We start from the raw sequence: 19,979 nt of genomic DNA, 5'->3' as shown, positions 1-19,979 counted from the left end.
CCATGCTCCAGAGCCACGGTGGCGGGGCCTCTTACAGCGCCTTGACCAGTTCCGGCACGGCCGCGAACAGGTCGGCCTCCAGCCCGTAGTCGGCCACGCTGAAGATCGGCGCCTCGGGGTCCTTGTTGATCGCCACGATCACCTTGGAGTCCTTCATGCCCGCCAGATGCTGGATGGCGCCCGAGATGCCTGCGGCGATGTACAGCTGCGGCGCGACGATCTTGCCCGTCTGACCCACTTGCAGGTCGTTGGGGGCGTAGCCCGCATCGACGGCTGCGCGGCTGGCGCCGATGGCGGCGCCCAGCTTGTCAGCCAGGGGGGTCATGACTTCGTCGAACTTTTCCTTGCTGCCCAGGGCGCGGCCGCCGGAGACGATGATCTTGGCGGCCGTGAGTTCGGGGCGGTCGCTCTTGCTGACTTCGCGGCCCACGAAGCTGCTCTTGCCTGCGTCGGCGACGGCGGCTGTCGTCTCGACGGCTGCGCTGCCGCCGGTGGCTGCTGCCGGGTCGAAGCCGGTGGTGCGCACGGTGATGACCTTGGTGGCATCACCGCTTTGCACGGTGGCGATGGCGTTGCCTGCGTAGATGGGGCGCTCGAAGGTGTCGGCGCCGACCACCTTGGTGATGTCGCTGATCTGGGCCACGTCGAGCTTGGCGGCGACGCGCGGGGCGACGTTCTTGCCGCTGGCGGTGGCGGGGAACAGGATGTGGCTGTAGTTGCCCGCGATGGCCAGGACTTGCGCGGCGAGGTTTTCTGCCAGGCCGTCCTTGAGGCTGGCACCGTCGGCATGGATGACCTTGGCGACGCCTGCGATTTGGGCGGCGGCAGCGGCTGCGGCGCCTGCGCCTTCACCGGCTACCAGCACATGCACGTCGCCGCCGCAGGCGGCTGCTGCGGTGACGGTGTTGAGGGTGGCGCCCTTGATGGTGGCGTTGTCGTGTTCAGCAATGACGAGTACGGACATTCAGATCACCTTCGCTTCGTTCTTGAGTTTTTCGACCAGGGCGGCCACGTCGGCCACCTTCACGCCTGCGCCGCGCTTGGGCGGTTCGCTGACCTTGAGGGTCTTGAGGCGCGGGGCCACGTCCACGCCCAGGTCTTCGGGCTTGAAGGTGTCAAGCTGCTTCTTCTTGGCCTTCATGATGTTGGGCAGGGTGACGTAGCGCGGCTCGTTCAGGCGCAGGTCGGCGGTGACGACGGCGGGCAGGGTGATGGAGAGGGTTTCGAGGCCGCTGTCCACTTCGCGGGTGACGGTGGCCTTGCCGTCGGCCACTTCCACCTTGCTGGCGAAGGTGGCCTGGGGCAGATCGGTCAGGGCGGCGAGCATCTGGCCGACCTGGTTGTCGTCGCTGTCGATGGCCTGTTTGCCCAGGAAGACGAGGCCGGGCTGTTCCTTGTCCACCAGGGCCTTGAGCAGTTTGGCGATGGCCAGGGGCTGCAGTTCGGCGTCGGATTCGACGAGGATGCCGCGGTCGGCACCAATGGCCATGGCGGTGCGCAGGGTTTCCTGGCACTTGGCGTCGCCGCAGGAGACGGCGATGACTTCGGTGACGGCGCCCTTTTCTTTCAGGCGCACGGCTTCTTCGACGGCGATTTCGTCGAAGGGGTTCATGCTCATCTTCACGTTGGCGATGTCCACGCCCGTGCCGTCGCTCTTGACGCGCACTTTGATGTCCTTATCGACTACCCGCTTGACTGGGACGAGAATTTTCATGGGAGGGCTTCCTTTCGGGATTCAGGCCGCCAGGGGCACGGCCTGGCGTTCACGCGCGGCACGCTGCGCGCTGGAGGTGATCATCACCGTCGCCTCGCCTTCGATGACGACAGTGTCCTTGACGCGGCAAACGGTGGACAGCACGGCCCGCGCCTTGGCCAGGTCCACCGACACCACGGTGACGGTGGCATGCACCGTGTCCCCCGGCTTGACCGGCGCCTTGAAGCGCAACTGCTGTCCCAGGTAGACGGTGCCCGGCCCCGGCAGCCGGTTGGCGACCGCTGCGGAAATCACGCTGGCCGTCAGAAACCCGTGCGCGATGCGCCCGCCGAAGCGCGTCGTGGCGGCGAATTCTTCATTCAGATGCACCGCGTTGGTGTCGCCGGAAACGCCCGCGAACATCACGATGTCTGCTTCGGTGATCGTCTTTGAGAACGTCGCGCTCATGTCCGGTTGCAGGTCTTCGACGTCGTAGCCGTTCTGGTCGTTCATCCTGTCTTCTCTCGTTAAAGTTGATCGTCCGCCAGAGCCAGCGTGCTGGCAGCACCGCCCGTGACGATGTCGCGCAGCATCGGCGCCTGCACCAGGACGTGCGCAGCGTAATGGCTGGCCGTGGCGCGCTTGGCACCGAGAAAGCCCGCGTCGCCCGCACCCGCCGTGAGCTGCGCCGTGGCGGCCTCGGCCATGCGCGCCGACAGCCAGCCGCCGATCACGGTGCCCGCCAGCCGCAGGAAGGGCACGGCGCCCGCCGCGCACTGCGCGGGTTGAGCGTCGTGGGCCAGCAGCCAGTCGGCCGCCTCTTGCAGCGCACGGGCCGAAGCCGCCAGGGCACTGCCGATCTGCGCCAGCACGGCGTCGGGCGCCTCGGCCAGTCGGCGCGCATCGCCGTCGATGCGGAACAGCAGCGCCTTCAGCGTGCGCCCGCCCTCGCGTGCCAGCTTGCGGCCGATCAGATCGTTCGCCTGGATGCCCGTGGTGCCTTCGTAGATGGTCGTGATGCGCGCGTCGCGCATGTGCTGCGAAGCGCCGGTTTCCTCGACGTAGCCCATGCCGCCATGCACCTGCACGCCATCGGACGTGATGCCCTGCGCGCTGTCGGTACACCAGCCCTTCACCACCGGTATCAGCAGGCCGACCAGGGCCTGCGCCTGCGCGCGCTCCTGCGCGTCGGCGTGGCCCGCGGCGCGGTCCATCTGGCCCGCGCAGAAGTAGGCCAGCGCGCGCATGGCCTCGGTGCGGGCCTTCATGTCCATCAGCATGCGCCGCACGTCCGGGTGGCCTGCGATGGCGGTGCTGCCACTGAGCAGCGGCTTGCCCTGCACCCGCTCCAGCGCATAGGCGCGTGCGCGTTGGTAGGCGCGCTCGGAGATGCCCACGCCTTCCAGGCCCACGTTCAGCCGTGCGTGGTTCATCATGGTGAACATGCAGGCCAGCCCCTGGTTCGGCTCGCCGACCAGGTAGCCGATGGCACCGCCGCCGTCGCCAAAGCTCATCGACGCCGTGGGGCTGCCGTGGATGCCCATCTTGTGCTCGATGGAAGTGCAGGCCAGGTCGTTGTGTTCGCCCAGGGTGCCGTCGTCGTTGACCAGGTACTTGGGGCACAGGAACAGCGAGATCCCCTTCACGCCCGGCGGCGCATCGGGTAGGCGCGCCAGCACGAGGTGGACGATGTTCTCGGCCATGTCGTGCTCGCCCCAGGTGATGAAGATCTTGTTGCCGCTGACGCGGTAGTGGTCGCCCTCGGGTACGGCGCGGCTGCGCAGCGCGGCCAGGTCGGAGCCTGCCTGGGGCTCGGTGAGGTTCATGGTGCCCGTCCAGCGGCCTTCGACCATGGGCGCCAGGAAGCGGCGCTGGAGTGTGTCGCTGCCATGGTGCGCAATGGCTTCCACCGCGCCCAGCGTGAGCATCTGGCACAGGCTGAACGCGAGGTTGGACGACTTCCACATCTCCAGCACGGCGGTGGACACCAGCGTGGGCAGGCCCTGGCCGCCCCATTCGGTAGCAGCGGGCATGCCGTTCCAGCCGTTCTCGCAGAAGCTGGCCCAGGCGTCGCGAAAGCCGTCGGCGGGCGTGACCTGGCCATCGTGCCAGCGCGCGCCCTGCACGTCGCCGGGGCGGTTCAGCGGGTCCAGCACGCCAGCGGCGTAATTGGCTGCCTCCTGCAGGATGGCTTCGACCAGGTCGGGCGTGGTTTCTTCATAGCCGGGCTGGGCGCAGATCGCGTCCAGGCCACCGACCTCCTTCATCGTGAACAGCATTTCGCGCAAGGGCGCGGTGTAGACAGACATAGTGAATTCCCATAGTGATGACAATCAGGCGCTTTCCGGGGTCAGCTGCGACGGACGCAGTTCTCGTGCAGTCTCTTGCGGAGCCGCCAACGTAGGGCCGCCGTGCTTGATGAACGCCAGGGCGATGGCACCGAGGACTCCGAAACCGCCAATCACCACGAAGTTCTGCTCCAGCGGCAGTTCCAGCGCGACGATCTGGCCGATCAGCAGCGGCGCAGCGATCGCGCCCAGGCGCCCTACGCCGGAGGCCATGCCGATACCGGTCGAGCGGATGGACATCGGGTAAAACTGCCCGCAGAAGGCATAGGCCACCAGTTGCGCGCCGGTGGTGCAGGCGCCGACCGCGCCGATGATCAGGTAACGCACCTCGGTCGAGGTCTGGAAGGTCATCAGGTACAGCAGCACGCCGCCCAGCGCATACATCGCCACCAGCACCCACTTGATGTTGAACTTGTCGGCGAGCCACCCGCCGCCCACGGCACCGACGATGGCACCCACGTTCAGCGCGATGACGAAGCTGAGGGCAGACCCCAGGCTGTAGCCAGCCATCGCCATCAGCTTGGTCAGCCAACTGCTGAGCGCATAGACCATAAACAGGCCCGAGAAGAAGGCGACCCAGAACAGCACCGTGCTCAGACCCCGCCCGTCCTGGAACAGGCGAGCAACAGGCGCACCCGCCACGCGGTCGGCAGAGGGCACGACAAACTGCGTGCCCGCCAGGTACTTGACCCCTGGCTGGAGACTATGGGCCACTTCGGCCAATTCGTCGTTGCGTTGGCGCGAGATCAGGTAGGTCATGGACTCCGGCACGAACTTGAGGACGAACGGAATCAGCAGCACGGGCACCCCCGCTGCGATGAACACGGCCTGCCAGCCGTACTCGCCGATCAACTGCTTGCCCAACACTGCGGCCAGGATGCCGCCCAGTGCATAGCCCGAGGTCATCAGCGCCGTCATCAGGCTGCGGATCTTCTTGGGCGAGTACTCGACCATCTGCGCCACGATGACCGGCAGCACGCCACCAATCCCCAGGCCCGCGATGAAGCGCACCACGCTGAAACTGACGGGGTCCTTGGTGAACCCAGCGGCTGCAGTGAATACGCTGAACAGCATGATGCCGATGGAGAGGGCCCAGCGTCGGCCGATGCGGTCCGACAGCGTGCCCAGAAGCATGGCGCCGAACATCATGCCGAACAAGGCCGAGCTGGCCATGAAGCCAGCGGTTGATGCGTTCACGCCCATCTGCTGCATGATGGACGGCAGGGCGATGCCGACCACGGCGATGTCATAGCCGTCGATGATGAGAATCAGCAGGCACCACAAAAGTACCTTGACATGAAAGCCGTTGAATTTGGCCTCGTCGGCGAGCGTCTGCATATCGATCTGGTGCATGTTTGTCTCCTTTATTTGGTTGGCCCTGGATCGTGGATGCAGCGGTCGTCGCCGCACCGCTCCATATCGTCCGGAGCACGCAAGGAATCGTAGGTTCCGGTGCTGCGAGCCGCGATGACGAAACACCCCGATCAAATGACCAACGGCCCCTTTCTGACAACTTTTCAAGGCCTCCGTAGCAGGAGAACCTAGAAGGCGCGAGATGTCGAACTGCAGGCTAATGTGGAGTAATGAGTCCCAGCGCATCCGGTGCGTGCTCATCCGTACGACTCTAGGCAATTCGTCTGGCGAAATAGCGCAGTTGTCTTCCCGCGCGACGGCGACGATATGCTATGTCTCAAAAGTAGCGACCAACTGCGCCAAACGGCGCGACTGGTCATTGAGCGCCCGCGAAACAGCAGCCTCCTCCTCCACCAATGCAGCATTCTGCTGGGTGGCCTGCTCTATTTCGTTGAGCGAGCGCGCGATGTCCTGCACGGTGTCCTTTTGGGCAACTGCGACGCAGGAAATCGACTGGATGGCCTCGGTCACATCCTGAACCGAAGCGACGATGCCGTTCATGCGAGACGCCGCATCCTGCGCCAGCGCCCCCCCAGACGCCACACTGCTGACGGAAGCATCGATCAACCTCTTGATGTCATCGGCAGCCGATGCCGAGCGGCGAGCCAGACTCCGAACCTCTTCCGCCACCACAGCGAATCCACGCCCCTGCTCGCCCGCGCGTGCCGCCTCGACGGCAGCATTGAGGGCCAGGATATTTGTCTGAAAGGCGATCCCGTCAATGATGCCGATGATCTCCTTGATCCGTTGTGCCTTCGCGTTGATTTCCCGCATGCTCAGCATCACCTGGTCGACGATCTCACGGCCCTCCCCGGCCGCGCCAGCGGCACTGCGGACCATCTCGTCGGCTTGGCGGGCGGACGATGCCGAATCGGATACCGCACTGGACAGCATGTTCATGGAGGCAGTAGTGAGCTGCAGTTGGCTCGCCACCGTTTCGGTGCGCCGTGATAAATCCGCATTGCCTGCGGCCACCTCATCCGAAGCTGTTTCGATAGCTGCGGCACTCGTGACCACGTCGCCAACCAAGCGGCCAAGAGAAGCCTGCATCTGCGCCAAGGCATCCATCAAGGCAACAATCTCAGTGCTCCCCTGGCCTCGGGGGATATTGGCCGTGAGGTCGCCCCTGGCCACCCGCTTCGCGATCGACACTGCCCTACTCAAAGGCCTCGCGATACCGCGTGCAATGATCCACGCCGCAGTGACCCCGATCAGGGTTGCCACCACGGCAATCCCAAGCTGCACCACGCGAGCCAGCGATGCCGTTCGCTCAGCCTCGGCATAGCGGGAGCGCCCGGCAGCCGTGCTCGCGTCCACGGCAGCGTCCACGCTTCGCGCCCACTCGTCGAAGCTCATTTTCACGTTGGCAGTGAACCCACCAACCAGCACGGTATCAATTTCGGCACTGCCATCCGTCGGCAGCACGGCCTTGCGAGTCAGGACCTGATCGACAAACTCCAGTGCGGACTCGGAATCCGCTACCTTGTCCATCACTTGAGCCAGTCCGGGAACATCAAGAAATCGACCGGTTGCCCCTGACAATGCGCTCTTGGCCTGGCCGTATTCTTCGCGCGCACGGCGGACGGCCTGGATATAGAACTCGGCATCATCCTGCTGGGTCGCCAAAATCACCGACAGCGCATTGATGTAGATGCCGTCAATGCTTTTGCGCATCTGGGCCGCCTGGGCTGCGACGTCGGTGTAGGACGTCAGCGCTAGCCGCGAATCTCGCTGCATGGCGTGCATCTGCCAGAACGTGACGAGAGTACTGCCGATCAGCAATGACAGCACCAGCCCGAATCCCAGTGCCAGGCCAGCCGCAACGCCTCTCCTGCTCCAGGTGCGCGGCTTGCTCCGCCAATTGACGGACGGCAGCCACGCAGCCAACTGACTCATAGACAGTCCCCCAAATCGCCACAGTTCGTGGCACTAAAAATAGACAATGGAACGCTACTGCTGGATCCGGCTCTGGAGCTCGCAACTCAGACGCAACCGTCTGTCATGTCGCATCGGATCTGTACCGTGGAAGGATGAAATATCCCAATGCAGGAAGCAGTATCAGCGCGCCCAGCATGTTCCACAGGAACATGAAGGCCAGCAAAATCCCCATGTCGCCCTGGAACTTGATGTCCGAGAAAGCCCAGGTGGCCACACCTGCAGCCAGGGTGACGCCCGTGAGAATCACGACCTTGCCTGTGAAGGTCAGCGCGCGGTGATACGCGACCGCCAGGGAGTCACCACTGCGCATGCACGAAAGCATGACCGTCAGGATGTACAGCGCATAGTCCACGCCAATGCCCACGCCCAGCGCGATCACGGGCAGTGTCGCCACCTTCACTCCGATGCCCAGCCATGCCATCAGCGCCTCAGCCAACACAGAAGTCAGCATCAGCGGCAGCACAGCCACCACCACCGCGCGCCAGGAACGGAATGCAATGAAGCTCAACACCGCCACCACGCCGTACACGAGAGCCAGCATTTGCCACCAGGCACTGCGGACCACCTGGTTGGTGGCCGCCTCGATGCCCGCGCTGCCCGCCGCAAGCTGGAAAGTGACCGTCTCGTCGTTGTAGCGCTGCGCAAAATCCTCCACTGTCTTGGCAACACGATCCAGGGTATCGGCCTTGTGGTCTTTCAAGTACACATACAGTGTGATGAGGTTGCAACTGTCGTTGTACAACTCGCGTGGCGCGCGCGAGGTGATGTTGTTGAGCATGTCCTGGCTCGTTGGCAAGTCGTACCAGCCGGGATAGCCCTCGCTGAAACCCACCATCATCTGGCGGTTGAGCAGAGCCAGCGAGTTGGTGGTCTCGACCTCTGGAATTTGGCGCAGTTGCCACTCCAGCCCATCCACGCGCTGCAGCACATCGTAGGTATTGCACAGGGTGTCCGGTGTCTTGATCATCACCGCGAAAAGGTCGCTGCTGGCACCGATTTTCTCGGTCATGAACTGGACGTCGCGGTTGTACCGCGAGTCGGCGCGCAACTCCGGCGCGCCGGGATCCAGATCGCCAATCTTCAGGTGCTGCGAGCCCAGCCAGCCCACCACCGCCAGGACTGCCCCGCACGACAGTGCTGTGATCGCGCCCCTGCGTGTCGCAAAGAAGCCCAGAGCACGCCATAGCCAGCCGGCCTGTTCGATGGAACTTGCCTGTTCAGCCTTGAGACTGCGCGCCGCTGCCCTTGCGCTCACACCGGTATAGGACAGCAGGATGGGCAGCAGAATCAGGTTGGTAAAGATCAATACGCCCACGCCCAGGCTGGCAGCCTGCGCCAACTCGCGGATCACGGGAATGTCGATGACCAGCAGCACCGCAAAGCCGACAACGTCCGCCAACAAGGCCGTGAGGCCCGTGAGGAACAGGCGGCGAAAGGTCAGGCGCGCAGCCACCAGCCGGTGCGCTCCCCGGCCAATGTCCTGCATGATGCCGTTCATCTTCTGCGCGCCATGGCTCATGCCGATGGCAAAGACCAGAAAGGGCACCAGGATGGAGTACGGGTCCAGTTGCTGACCCAGAACGGACAGTAACCCAAGCTGCCACACCACCGCCACCAGCGAACTGACCATGACCAGCAGGGTGCTGCGGATGCAGTGGGTATAGAGGAACACCGCAACGGTCGTGATGGCCACGGACAGCACGAAATACAACAGAACTTCGCGCAGGCCATCCACCAAATCACCCACGAGCTTGGCATAGCCGGTGATGTGGATGCCTATCTGCGGACTGTCGTAGGTCTGGCGGATGCGCTCCAGGTCGCTGGCAAGGGCGGCATAGTCCAGTTCTCCGGCGTCCGTGCGAGCCAGCAGCGGCACAAACAACGCGCTGGCGCGTCCATCGGCCGATACCAGTTGACCGATTTCACCCGAACGCGCAACGTTGGCTCGCAACTCGTCGGCCTTTTGCGGTGATTCGTCGTATTGCTGCGGGATCACCGGCCCGCCGTCCAACCCATCTTCGGTCACGGCCGACCAGCGCACGTTGGGGGTCCACAGCGATCGCATGTAGGGCCGGTCCACGCCAGGCAACAACAGCACTTCGTCGTTGATCTTGCGCAGCGTCTCCATGTAGGCGGGGTCGTAGATCGATCCCTCCTTGGCCTCCACGCCAATGCGCACCGCATCGCCCAGCCCCGTGAGCTCCAGCTTGTTGGCCAGGTAATTGACGATGTAGGGATGGTGCGACGGGATCGTCTTTTCAAAACTGGCATTCAGGCGCAAATGCGTCGCCTGAAAGGCCAGCACGGCAGTCACCAGCAGGCACAGCAGCAGCACCAAGGGGCGGTGATTGAACAACAGACGCTCCACCCACGAGCCGGTCTTGGGATTGAAAAGCGCCAGATCCATGGAGGTCTGATCCTGGGATGTTGGCGAAGGAGATGTAATCACGATTTCGCTCTGGCGGGGGGAGGATAAGAAGATTCGGCTGCAGCGAGCCGGGAGGCACCCAGGAAACCGACACCGACAAACGTACGGGGAGAGACTTCAAGGGCGCCAACCAGCGGCAGGCCGGATGCGAGCACCCTGGTCATGGACGCCGCTGCCGTGGGCAGCACCATCAGATCCCCAGCCTGGCTGACTGCCACCACCCCGCCCTCTGCAGACGATGGGCGCAGAGACAGGATGGACGCGACGGACGGCACCTGGATGGTTTGGAACCGGTCGTTGTTCCATCGCAGAACCGTGCCGCGCAGCCCGCCCAAAAGGAGCGCGCCGTCGGACTCCATCGCCTGGCAATAGAAGCTGCCGCCATAGGGGCTGGGCACCGCATCGAAGGTCTCACCGTCATCGAGTGATCGCAGGAGCAACCCTTGCTCACCTGCCACATAGGTGGTGCCGCCATACCGGCGCACGCTGTACAGGTGCAAGCCGCGCGGGTTGCCCGCCTTGGTGCTGCGTTGTTCCCAGGTAGTGCCGCCATCTGCGGTTTTCATGAACAGGCCAAAGGCGCCGACGGCCACTCCATTGCGTTCATCGCGAAAGTGGATGTCGAACAACGCGGCGTTGTCCTTCATCGCAGGCGAGCCATCTGTTTGCAGCCGCCATGTGCTGCCGCCGTCCTGTGTCAGCAGCACCGCGCCCGAATGGCCAACCGCCCATCCCAACTGGGCACTGTGGAAGGTCAGCGCGGTCAGGGTGACACTGACGGGAACCGATGCCTGCTGCCAGGCAGTTCCCCCATCGTCGGAGAAAGCAACCACCCCGCGCTCACCGCATGCCACCAAACGGTTGCCCGCCTGCTCGATGGCCAGCAATACACCAGCGGCCGGTCGGCGCGCGGGCAAAGCTGCCCGATGCACGGGCTGCAGCCAATTGGCCGCTGCTCGTGCTGCCATGGGCGGCGACAGGAACCCCAAAGAGGCGGCCGCCAAACCACCGGCTTTCAGCAGGGCACGCCTGGTCGGCGCCCCTCCTGGAGATGAAAGCAGCTTCAATTTAGGCCCCTCAGCGCACGCCTTCGCCCGTGATCGAGTCCGGCGTGAACTTCATATCAGGCTGCTTTTCCAGAACACGGAACTGCTTGTTGCCCCGTGCTTCGTTGTAAACCGTTGAGTAGTAGCCGCCACGCAGCACGTCGTACGATGGATCACCGCGGAGAATCACCGCAGGCAAGCTCGGAATGACCATGGGCAGCGTGTGCGTGACCTTGGCCAGCTTGCCTTGTGCGTCGTAACGCTCGGCAATGAGTACCAGCGCGCTGTCTTCGTCGAAATAGAAGCGTGAAGTGGGATACACGTGGCGCTGCCCGGCCTTGAGCTTGGCCTCTACCTCCCAGACACGGTGCAACTCCCAGCGAACGTACTTGGGATTGAAGTGGTCTTTCATGGCCACCTCGTCCAGGCTGGCCTGTGCAAAAGCGTTGGTGTTGTACGGCACGTACATTTCGCGCTTGCCCACCAGCTTCCAATCGTAGCGGCCGGTGCCACCGAAGAACCCTTCGAATTCATCGAAATTCTGGATGCCGCCAGACATCGGGTTGGGCACGTCGCAGCACACCTGGGGCAGCTTGCGGACTCGCCGCTGGCCTGTCAGGTATTGCCAGGTCTGCGTCTTGTCATCGTCAACATTGTTGCGAATCACCATCTTCTCGCCGGCGCGCAGTGGCGGCGCAAAGGTGTCCATGCGGTACAGCTTGTAAATGGGGTCCGCATCGAACTTCTCGGGCGTCATGGCCGGGTCGTAATACGGCGATTGCATCACCTTCGTTCCGGTGGTCATGCGCACGGGTTTGCCGTCCAGGAAACGCACCGCAGTACCCTCGTCCTCAATCGTCGTTCCTTGCCAGCGGAACAGATTGTTCAGCATCACCTCTTCACCATTTTGCGGAATCGGGAACGGCAAACCGCCGATGGCACCACGCGGCAACCCTCCCCCGGAACCCGACTCCAGCGTGGCGCGCGTCGCGTTCTTGAAAGTGTTGTCGTACACCCACTGCGGCGCGCTGGCCGTGCGTCGGGTGGTGTACACCTGCAGATTGAAGGTGTCCGGGTACTTCGCAATCATTGCCTTGATGCCGTCGGCCAGCTTGTCCCCATACTGGGCCATGTTTTTGGCATCGATGGTGAACAGCGGTTTGTCTTCGCCAAAGGGGTTGGGTATACGGCCGTCGTTCGAGACGACCTGGCGCGTGCCGCCATCCCAGGCCGGAATGGTTCCGTCCTTGTTGCCTGCGCGCTCTCCGCCCAGCGGCATAAGGGTGGTCTTGAGCTTGGCCGCTTCGGCGGCGCTCACGCCGGCAAAGGCAGGTACCGCCGCGAAAGCCAGCAGCAAAGCAGCGATGAGTGACTTCAGCGTGTGATGTTGGGTGGACATGAAATGGTTCTCCTGGTGAATCAGAATGCGCGGCTGAGCGTGAACGAGATGAAGTCACGATCACGCAGCGTTTGTGCAAACGAGTAGGTGTTGGCGGTGTTGAAGATGTTGTCGGCCGAGCCGTAGTACCTTGTGTACGACAACGCAGCCTTCCACACTCCCAAATACGTCGCATCCACCCCCAGCGTGACGTCGCCACCCTTGTGCGGCCCCATCGGACCGGCCGCGCCCTTGCCCTTCGGGTTGTACGAAACGCTGATCGATGGCGAAAGATCCAGGCCATCCATCACGTTGTAATAGTTCGGCGAGTAGCTCACGCGAAGGCTCAAAGCATCCCGTGTGACACCCGGATCCAGCACCGTCGGGCCGCAGTTGCTCTTGCAGCTCAGCATGCGGTTCCATGCCACTTCACCCATCAGAGTTGCCGATGAGGCAATGAAAGACGGGCCCAGCATCGCCAGGGCATTCACATTGATGTGTCCAGTAGTACCCACCGCGTACAGCGGGTTACCCGAGGTGCTGATCGCCGGGGCGCCATAGAAGCTCGTTGACGGCAGCGACTGGAGCGGCGAGTTATGGCGGATGGACGCTTCAGCCGCCAAGTTGAAATTGCCCACTGTCTGGCTGATACTGGCACCGAACGCGCGGATACGCTCCGGGAATACCAGCGAATACGTTCCCTGATCCATCGATGTCGCCGACGGCACGAAATTGAAGGCCAGTTGCGGAAGCTTGGCGTGGTACTGGATCGCGTAGAGGCCAATGTCGGCGTCTTCCACACGCGTCTTCAACGCGAAGCCGAATTGCTTCTTGCTAGACGGCTCCGAGTCTTGTGTACGAGTCAAGTACGGCCCCGGCCCCACAAAGATCCGCTCCCCACCCGCATCCAGTAAGTCCCCGGAAGAGAAGTAGCTGCCCGCCGCGGGCAGACGTGTGCGGCGCCAATCGTATTGCCAGTACGCGGCCACTGACCACTCCGGTGAAATCTGGAGCTGGCCCGAGAGCTGCCCCACAGGCATCACGAATTCCTTGGCAGGCGTGGACGGAACCGAAGCGAGCTTGATCACATCGAACGGCGCCATGCCACCCGCGATGGCATTCCCAGAATAGAACAGGCTTTCACCCCACAACAAGGAATGCCTGCCTGCCTTGACCTGCGCACGCATTTCATCCGTTGGCTTGAAGTTGGCCCAGACGAAAGCATCCAGTATTTCCGCTTTGCGTCCGTGGAGGTTACGGGTAGCGTCAGTGAACTCGTTGTAGGGCACCGACAAGGAATTGGCCGTGCCTGGTGAATTGTTGCTATTGGTACGGTTATAAACCGTATCGTACCAAGCGGCACCGCTTACACGAAAGCCAATCGTCTTTCGAAAATCGAAATCGAGCTCCGACAACAGATCGATTCGGTTGGATATCGGGCTGCCCTTCTTGAAGTTCTGGTCTCCGTCATCCGTGCTCATCATGTTTCCACCAGCCGCCGGGTTCACATAGCGAGCCAGCGGCGAACCGGTGCGCAGTCCCCCGCTGTACTTGAGAGTGTTGTCAAACCGGATATTGACGTCTGGATTCCCGGTCTCGATTTCAACTGCTTGGCCATCTGTGACGAACAGCAGAGTAGCGACAGCCGTCGCCATCATCTTGAACGGCAGGCTTAAATGTGCGTAGCGATTTTTCATTCGTTGTCTCCTAATAATTCTCTCGGTTCGGCCCCGAACCGGCGCGCGACGCTCTTTGTCGTCTTGGCCGGGAACCAGAAGGCGTTCCAGTCCGTCTGGTGCAGGCCCGGAACGGCCTCGAAGATCGTGGCCACTTGGGCAGGGCATCAAGCCACTTGGTGTCGCCGATGCCCCGCGATGTGCCGCTTATCTGTCAAGAAAGGCCACGGCCCGTGCCGGCGCCGCGCTGGTGCCCACGAGGTTCAAGGGGAAGAAGCCCACCATGAACCCTTTGGATGGCAGCGCCGCGAGGTTGTGCATCTGCTGCACGATGAAGGCCTCCTTTTCCTGGATGGCGAAATGGCCGTCCCAGATCGCCTTGCCATCACCCGTTTCCTGGAAGATCTTGCGCATGACCGGAAGCGGTCGATCCCACCCAGGAGCATCAGTGCCCAACACCTTGGCTCCGGCGTTGGCCAGGAAAAGCGTGCCCTCGCGCGACATGCCGGGATACACCCACCATTCAGGATTGCTAGGCTCGTAGATCTCCTGGCCCGTGCGCAACAACACGGCATCGCCCGGCTCGATGGGCCGCCCAACGGCATCAATCGCCTCCTGGAGTTCAGCGACGGTGTAAGCATCGTTGCGCCGTTGAAATTTGCGCATATCCAGCACCATGCCGTGGCAGAACAACTCCTGCAGGTCGATCTGGTGGAGCTTCCGCGCCGGCTTGCCTTCAACCAGATTCCCGCTGTGATACGGCGCATCCACATGGGTACCGCAATGCGAGTTCATGTCGTTCAGCATTTCCTCGCCCCACCCCTCGCCGTGGGGCAGGTCATGCTGAGCGCAACAGAAGATAGCCATCATCCGATCTCGCCCTTTGGCTTCTGGTCTTTGAAAGTCGACCAGCGGCGCGATCACGTTGGCGACGGGCTTAAGCATCTCAGGAACCGCATTGCGCAGTTCAGGATCGATGGGACGGGTCAGGCAGACAAGTCGTGGCTTCATGGGATTTCCTACGGATGTGATGTTGATGCTGGAGGGGTTCAGGTTGGTAACGATAAATTATTTTGGGTACCATTGAAACATCAAAAAGGTACCGAATCAATGCATTTGATACCTAAAAACATGGGTGAAAACCCGCATGAAGCGCGGATACTGGACGAACGGCAATTCTTCGAAGAGTTGACACGCTTCGTCCCGGAAGAAGCTGTCCTCGACACCCAGCATCGAATTGGTCGCTGCGGTCACACGAGAACCTGGCGCGCGGTTGATAGAACCCGGTCAGGCGCCCCTTCTTAATACACGCCGCATCCGGGAACAGCGCCGATCCGCCCCGGCCTGTCGGTCGCCCTCTGTCACTCCTGTGCTTCTGGGTAACGCCGAAGGTGGCGCGGGGCGAACCTCATTTCAAACCAGAACCACGCCGCCGTCGTACAGGATCGACTGGCCGGTCATGCCCGCGGCACCCGGCGAAAGCAGGTAAGCAGCCAGTTCGCCGATCTCCTCGGGGCGAATGACGCGACGTATGGGAATGCGCGCTTCCAGAGCGGCTCGCAAGGCGTTCTTGTCAGTTCCGGTCAGCTTGGCCTGATCGGTGAGAAGGTCGTCCATCATGTCGGTAGCCACCAGGCCGGGACAGATCGCGTTCACCGTGATGCCTTGCGCGGCGGTCTCAAGGGCCACGCATCGCGTCAGGCCGACCACTGCGTGCTTGCTCACGTTGTAGGCGCTCTGGTTCACCGAGCCCCACTTCCCCGCAGTGGAGGCGATGTTGACGATACGCCCCGCCCCTTGCGCGACCATGTGCGGAATCACCGCCTGCATGAGATGCACGCAGCCCATCACGTTGGTCTGGAAGAGGCGCTCGAAATCTTCAGGTTCGAGTTGGAGAAACGCAGCGGACTTGTAGACCCCCGCGTTGTTCACGAGTCCGTCAATCCGTCCCCAGGCAGCGTGCAGCTCCGTGACCGCCGAGAGTACGGCCGCCCGGTTCGATACATCGAAGGCGCGCACCTCGACCGATGCACCGTCGCGGCCGAGCACTTCCTGGGCCGACCGCAGCTTGTCTGCGTTGCGCCCGGTGATGCACACCTGAGCCCCCTGCTCTATCAGGTTCCGGGCGATCTCCAGGCCGATACCGCTGCCACCGCCGCTGACGATGATCTTCAGGCCGTCAAGTTTCTTCATTTCACACTCTCCTCTCGGCGTTACGCCAGAACTTATCCCTGATTTCGCGCTTGAGTACCTTGCCGGTGGCGCTGCGCGGCAGGTCGGTCCAGACCTCCACCGACTTGGGCGTCTTCACTCCGCCCAGTTGTTCGCGGCAGATGCGCAGCAGCGCATCCGAATCGACGGCCTGGCCTCTCTTGGGCTGCACCACCAGCTTGATCGCTTCGCCCCATTTTTCGTCGGGCACACCGATGACCGCGCAGTCCTCGACTTCGGGCTGGGCGCAGACGACCGACTCGATCTCAGAGGGGTACACGTTGAAGCCCCCGGTGATGATCATGTCCTTGCTCCGGTCCACGATGTAGAGGTAGCCATCCTCGTCCAGATAGCCCACGTCGCCAGTGCGCAGCCAATCGCCATGCATCGCTTCCTGCGTGGCGGCGGCGTTCTTGTAGTAGCCCACCATCACCAAAGGGCCGCGCACCTCGATCTCACCCGTCTGCAAGCGCGGGACTTCGCAACCATCGCTCCCCACTATGCGCAAATCCGTCAGGATGGTCGGCTGCCCGCAACTGCGCATGCGCTTGTCCAGCGCCGGGTCTCCCGGCCGATGGTCTTGCGGCTTCAGGAACGTGCAGGTGGACGGCGCTTCGGTCTGCCCGTATCCCTGGGTCATGACCGGCCCGAAGACGGAAATAGCCTCCGCGATCTTCGCCTGCGCCGAAGGCGCGGCACCGTACACAAAATACTGCAGCGAGCTGTAATCGTGCTGGCGCACATGGGGATGCGCCAGCAAGGCATACAGCGCCGTAGGGGGCAGGAACAGGTGGGTGACCCGATGCTGCTCGATGCTGCGCATGACTTTCTCGGCGTCGAACCCCTCCAGGATGACGTGTGTCGCACCCTGCGCGGTCAGGATGACCGAGAGAGCACCAGCGCCATGCGTCAGCGGAGCCACGACGAGATGAACGACCTGCCCCTGCGGCGGCAAGGCTGCGCTCAGGTTGGCGACCTGGGCAATCCAGTTCAAATTGCAGTGCATGACACCTTTGGGTCTGCCCGTGGTGCCCCCGGTCGGGAAGATGGACACCATGCGATCCGGACGAGCCTCTCTGGCCGGCGCCTGGCTGGCAGCCGTCTTGCACAGGCTCTTGAGCGAGTCTTCGCCAGGGCCATCGATGGACACGAAACGGATCGACCGTTTGGTCCGCTCCTTGTACGTTGCCGCCGCGTCGGCCAGCCGCGCATCGTAGAGGACCACGTCCACATCGAAGGATTCGAGAATGTGGATGTTTTCCTCCACGCCATTGCGCGCATTCAGCGGCACCCAGACAGCCCCTGCGCGGCTCATGCCATAGATGCACTCCAGCACCGCGCAACTGTTGGGCGCGTAGATGGAGACCTTGGTGCCTTCGTCCACACCCAGCGATCGCAAGACATTGGCGATCCGGTGGCTGTTTTCATGGACTTGCGCGTAAGTCAGTTTCTCCCGCGCGTCCAGGCAAAAAATCCGCTCCGGGTGCAACCGGTAGCCCTTGTCCAGATACTCAAAAATTTCCACGACGCTTGTCCTTTCTCAATTGCCCACGCGTTCCAGAATGGAGGCCACCGCCACGCCCTCCTCCACGCCCAGGAAGCCCCCGCCGTTCTCTTGCAGTGCAATGCGCGCGCCTTCCACCTGCCTGGGGCCGCACTGCCCGCGCAATTGCTGCGTCAGCTCGAAGATCTGGGCCAGACCGGTGGCGCCGATGGGGTGCCCCCGGCATTCCAGTCCGCCCGAAGGATTGATCGGAATCCGGCCACCCAAGGTAGTGGCGCCCGATTCAGCCAGGATGCCGCCTTCGCCCAATGGGCACAGCCCCAGCAGCTCGGTGATGAACAACTCGCCAAAGGCCGTGGCGTCATGCACTTCGACGACGTCGATATCCTGCGGCCCGATCCCAGCCACCTCGTACGCCTTGCGCGCAGCACGGGTGGCAGCGTGTTGTTCGAGATCCTCCCAGGCGCGCTCCTTGCCAGACACGAGTTCGTAGGCGCTCACCTTGATCCGCGGCCCGCTCAGGCCCAGCCGCGCCGCGCCGCGCTCGGTACACAGAATGGCCGCCGCCGCGCCATCGGCGAACGGCGAGCACATCGGCACCGTCAAGGGATAGCTCAGGGGACGTCCGGCCAGCACTTCCTCGACCGTGAACGGCTTGCGGAACTGCGCGCGGGGGTTGTGAACCGAGTGCCCGTGGTTCTTGGACGCGATCACAGCCATCTGCCGCTGGGTCGAGCCGAAGCGCTGCATATGCGCGCGACACAGGGTGGCGTACAAGTCCATGAACGCCGTCCGGTGTCCAATCGCCGCCCCTTCGGGCGGGGGCGGCGCCCCCAGTCGGTCCATGCGCTGCATGGTGGCGGGCACATCGTGCACATCCATACCGCCCTTGAACATTTCCATCACACGCTGGTCATACAGCTCCTGGCCGTAGGTCATCTTTTCCACGCCGATGGCCAGTGCCACGTCGCCCGCGCCGGAGCGCAGGTATTGAAGCGCCAGCCAGACCGCCGTCGATGCCGAGGCGCAGGCATTCTCCATGTTGACGATGGGTATCGAGTCCAGCCCCGCAGCGCGCAGTGCGATCTGGCCCGCGATGTTGGCTTGCCCTTCCACCACGTCCTGACAGGCATTGGAGAAAAACGCGGCCTCGATGTGCTTCATTTCGGCACCGGCGTCGGCCAGCACCTCCCGCAACGCCTCGGTGGTCAATTGCTTTACGGAGACTTCTGGCCTTCTGGAGAAGACCGTCTGGGCAACGCCCGCGATATAAATAGGTTCCATGGTCATACCTTTTTGGATGCTTGTGCGATGACTTCTTCGAGCTTGCCTACGAGTTGCGGATTGATGGTCGCCTTCCACTTGGCGTAGGGCCGCCGAACCAGGATCCGCCACTCGTCGAGTTCGGCGGGCGTCGGGATGTAGACATCCACGCCCGCACGGCGCAGCGCCTCTTCATCGGCCTGTTCATTGGCGCGGGTCAGCCGGGTGATTTCCTTCGCGGTGTCCTGCGCAGCTGCGCGGACGATCTTCTGATCCTCGGGACTCCAACTGGCCCATATGGGATTGGCGATGCTGATGTGCAGGAGCTCCGTGAATGCATTCCACTTGGTGACGTACTTCTGCCCCAGCGTGACCGCTTTGGCAGCGATCGCCTGTTCCTGCGTCAGCGTCACGCCGTCCACCGCATCGGACGCCAGCGCCGCCTGCGCCTCGGCCCAGGGCATGCTGGTGGGGTTGGCACCCAGGGCGTTCATGACGTCCTGGAACATGGGGCTGCCCACCACGCGGACTTTCAGCCCTGTCATGTCGGATGCCTTGGTCAGCCTGCGCTTGGAATTGAACAACTGGATGTAGCCGTACTCCGCGGACGCCAGGATTTCCATGCCCGCCTTGCTGCGCACGATGCCGTAGTAGTCCTCGGTCAGCGCCTTGGACGCCAGGACCGCATCGACCTCCTTGCTGTTCGTCATCAGGAACGGCAGGGCGAACGCGGCCATGTCCTTGACGGTGCCCGAATAGTTCACGCCGGTACCGACGATGATGTCGATCGCCCCTTGCCGCAGCGCCACGAGTTCCCGATCCTGCTGGCCCTGCACCAGACTCGAACCAGGGTACAGCTTGATGGCGATGCGGCCGGACGTGCGCTCCCGGACAGTGTTGGCGAACAGGTCGGCCATCTTGTACCAAAGCGGCCCCGGCGGGGAAACCATGGAGAGGCGGTATTCCTTCTTGTATGAGGAACTTTGTGCGTGGCTGAGGCCGGGCATGGCCAAGCTGGCCGCAGCCGATGACAGGATCAAGTCGCGGCGTCGAATCATGGGTGTCTCCTTTGGGGTTGAAA

At 62.9% G+C, this 19,979-nt stretch carries 15 protein-coding genes; all 15 read right to left on the bottom strand.

Annotation, left to right across the window (positions count from 1 at the left end; all coding sequences use genetic code 11):
- Positions 1-31: 31 nt before the first annotated feature.
- Positions 32-964 (bottom strand): electron transfer flavoprotein subunit alpha/FixB family protein, encoded by a 933-nt coding sequence (locus AC23D4_RS19745; protein WP_472887392.1) that lies wholly within the window; start codon positions 962-964, stop codon positions 32-34.
- Positions 965-1,714, bottom strand: coding sequence for an electron transfer flavoprotein subunit beta/FixA family protein (locus AC23D4_RS19740; RefSeq protein WP_472887391.1), 750 nt, complete (start codon positions 1,712-1,714; stop codon positions 965-967).
- A 21-nt stretch (positions 1,715-1,735) separates the two neighbouring features.
- Entirely contained in the window at positions 1,736-2,206 is a 471-nt protein-coding gene (locus tag AC23D4_RS19735) for a MaoC family dehydratase (RefSeq protein WP_472887390.1), read from the bottom strand.
- Positions 2,207-2,220: 14 nt separating this feature from the next.
- Positions 2,221-4,002, bottom strand: coding sequence for an acyl-CoA dehydrogenase (locus AC23D4_RS19730; RefSeq protein ID WP_472887389.1), 1,782 nt, complete (start codon positions 4,000-4,002; stop codon positions 2,221-2,223).
- Positions 4,003-4,026: 24 nt separating this feature from the next.
- Positions 4,027-5,394, bottom strand: coding sequence for an MFS transporter (locus AC23D4_RS19725; protein WP_472887388.1), 1,368 nt, complete (start codon positions 5,392-5,394; stop codon positions 4,027-4,029).
- A gap of 330 nt (positions 5,395-5,724) precedes the next feature.
- The gene (locus AC23D4_RS19720) at positions 5,725-7,350 is read right to left on the bottom strand and encodes a methyl-accepting chemotaxis protein (protein ID WP_472887387.1); all 1,626 of its coding nucleotides are present in this window, start codon (positions 7,348-7,350) and stop codon (positions 5,725-5,727) included.
- 103 nt (positions 7,351-7,453) lie between these two features.
- Entirely contained in the window at positions 7,454-9,799 is a 2,346-nt protein-coding gene (locus AC23D4_RS19715; RefSeq protein ID WP_162016934.1) for an efflux RND transporter permease subunit, read from the bottom strand.
- Positions 9,800-9,837: 38 nt separating this feature from the next.
- Positions 9,838-10,887, bottom strand: a complete 1,050-nt coding sequence (locus AC23D4_RS19710) for a WD40/YVTN/BNR-like repeat-containing protein (RefSeq protein ID WP_472887386.1) — start codon at positions 10,885-10,887, stop codon at positions 9,838-9,840.
- Positions 10,888-10,897: 10 nt separating this feature from the next.
- The gene (locus tag AC23D4_RS19705) at positions 10,898-12,265 is read right to left on the bottom strand and encodes a DUF1329 domain-containing protein (protein ID WP_162016936.1); all 1,368 of its coding nucleotides are present in this window, start codon (positions 12,263-12,265) and stop codon (positions 10,898-10,900) included.
- 20 nt (positions 12,266-12,285) lie between these two features.
- Positions 12,286-13,941: a DUF1302 domain-containing protein gene (locus AC23D4_RS19700; RefSeq protein WP_242455376.1), complete on the bottom strand. Its 1,656-nt coding sequence runs from the start codon at positions 13,939-13,941 to the stop codon at positions 12,286-12,288.
- Positions 13,942-14,127: 186 nt separating this feature from the next.
- The gene (locus AC23D4_RS19695; protein WP_162016937.1) at positions 14,128-14,931 is read right to left on the bottom strand and encodes a cyclase family protein; all 804 of its coding nucleotides are present in this window, start codon (positions 14,929-14,931) and stop codon (positions 14,128-14,130) included.
- Between the two features lie 402 nt (positions 14,932-15,333).
- A complete protein-coding gene (locus AC23D4_RS19690) occupies positions 15,334-16,113 on the bottom strand; it encodes an SDR family NAD(P)-dependent oxidoreductase (protein ID WP_472887385.1) in 780 nt (259 codons plus the stop codon).
- Between the two features lies 1 nt (position 16,114).
- Positions 16,115-17,656: a class I adenylate-forming enzyme family protein gene (locus AC23D4_RS19685; RefSeq protein WP_472887384.1), complete on the bottom strand. Its 1,542-nt coding sequence runs from the start codon at positions 17,654-17,656 to the stop codon at positions 16,115-16,117.
- Between the two features lie 15 nt (positions 17,657-17,671).
- A complete protein-coding gene (locus tag AC23D4_RS19680; protein ID WP_472887383.1) occupies positions 17,672-18,925 on the bottom strand; it encodes a thiolase family protein in 1,254 nt (417 codons plus the stop codon).
- Positions 18,922-19,956: a TRAP transporter substrate-binding protein DctP gene (gene dctP / locus AC23D4_RS19675; protein WP_472887382.1), complete on the bottom strand. Its 1,035-nt coding sequence runs from the start codon at positions 19,954-19,956 to the stop codon at positions 18,922-18,924. The genes AC23D4_RS19680 and dctP overlap by 4 nt, the downstream gene beginning before the upstream one ends.
- Between the last annotated feature and the right edge of the window lie 23 nt (positions 19,957-19,979).

The sequence above is a fragment of the Hydrogenophaga sp. L76 genome (assembly GCF_057654755.1).
This window is presented reverse-complemented; position numbering and strand designations above follow the sequence as displayed.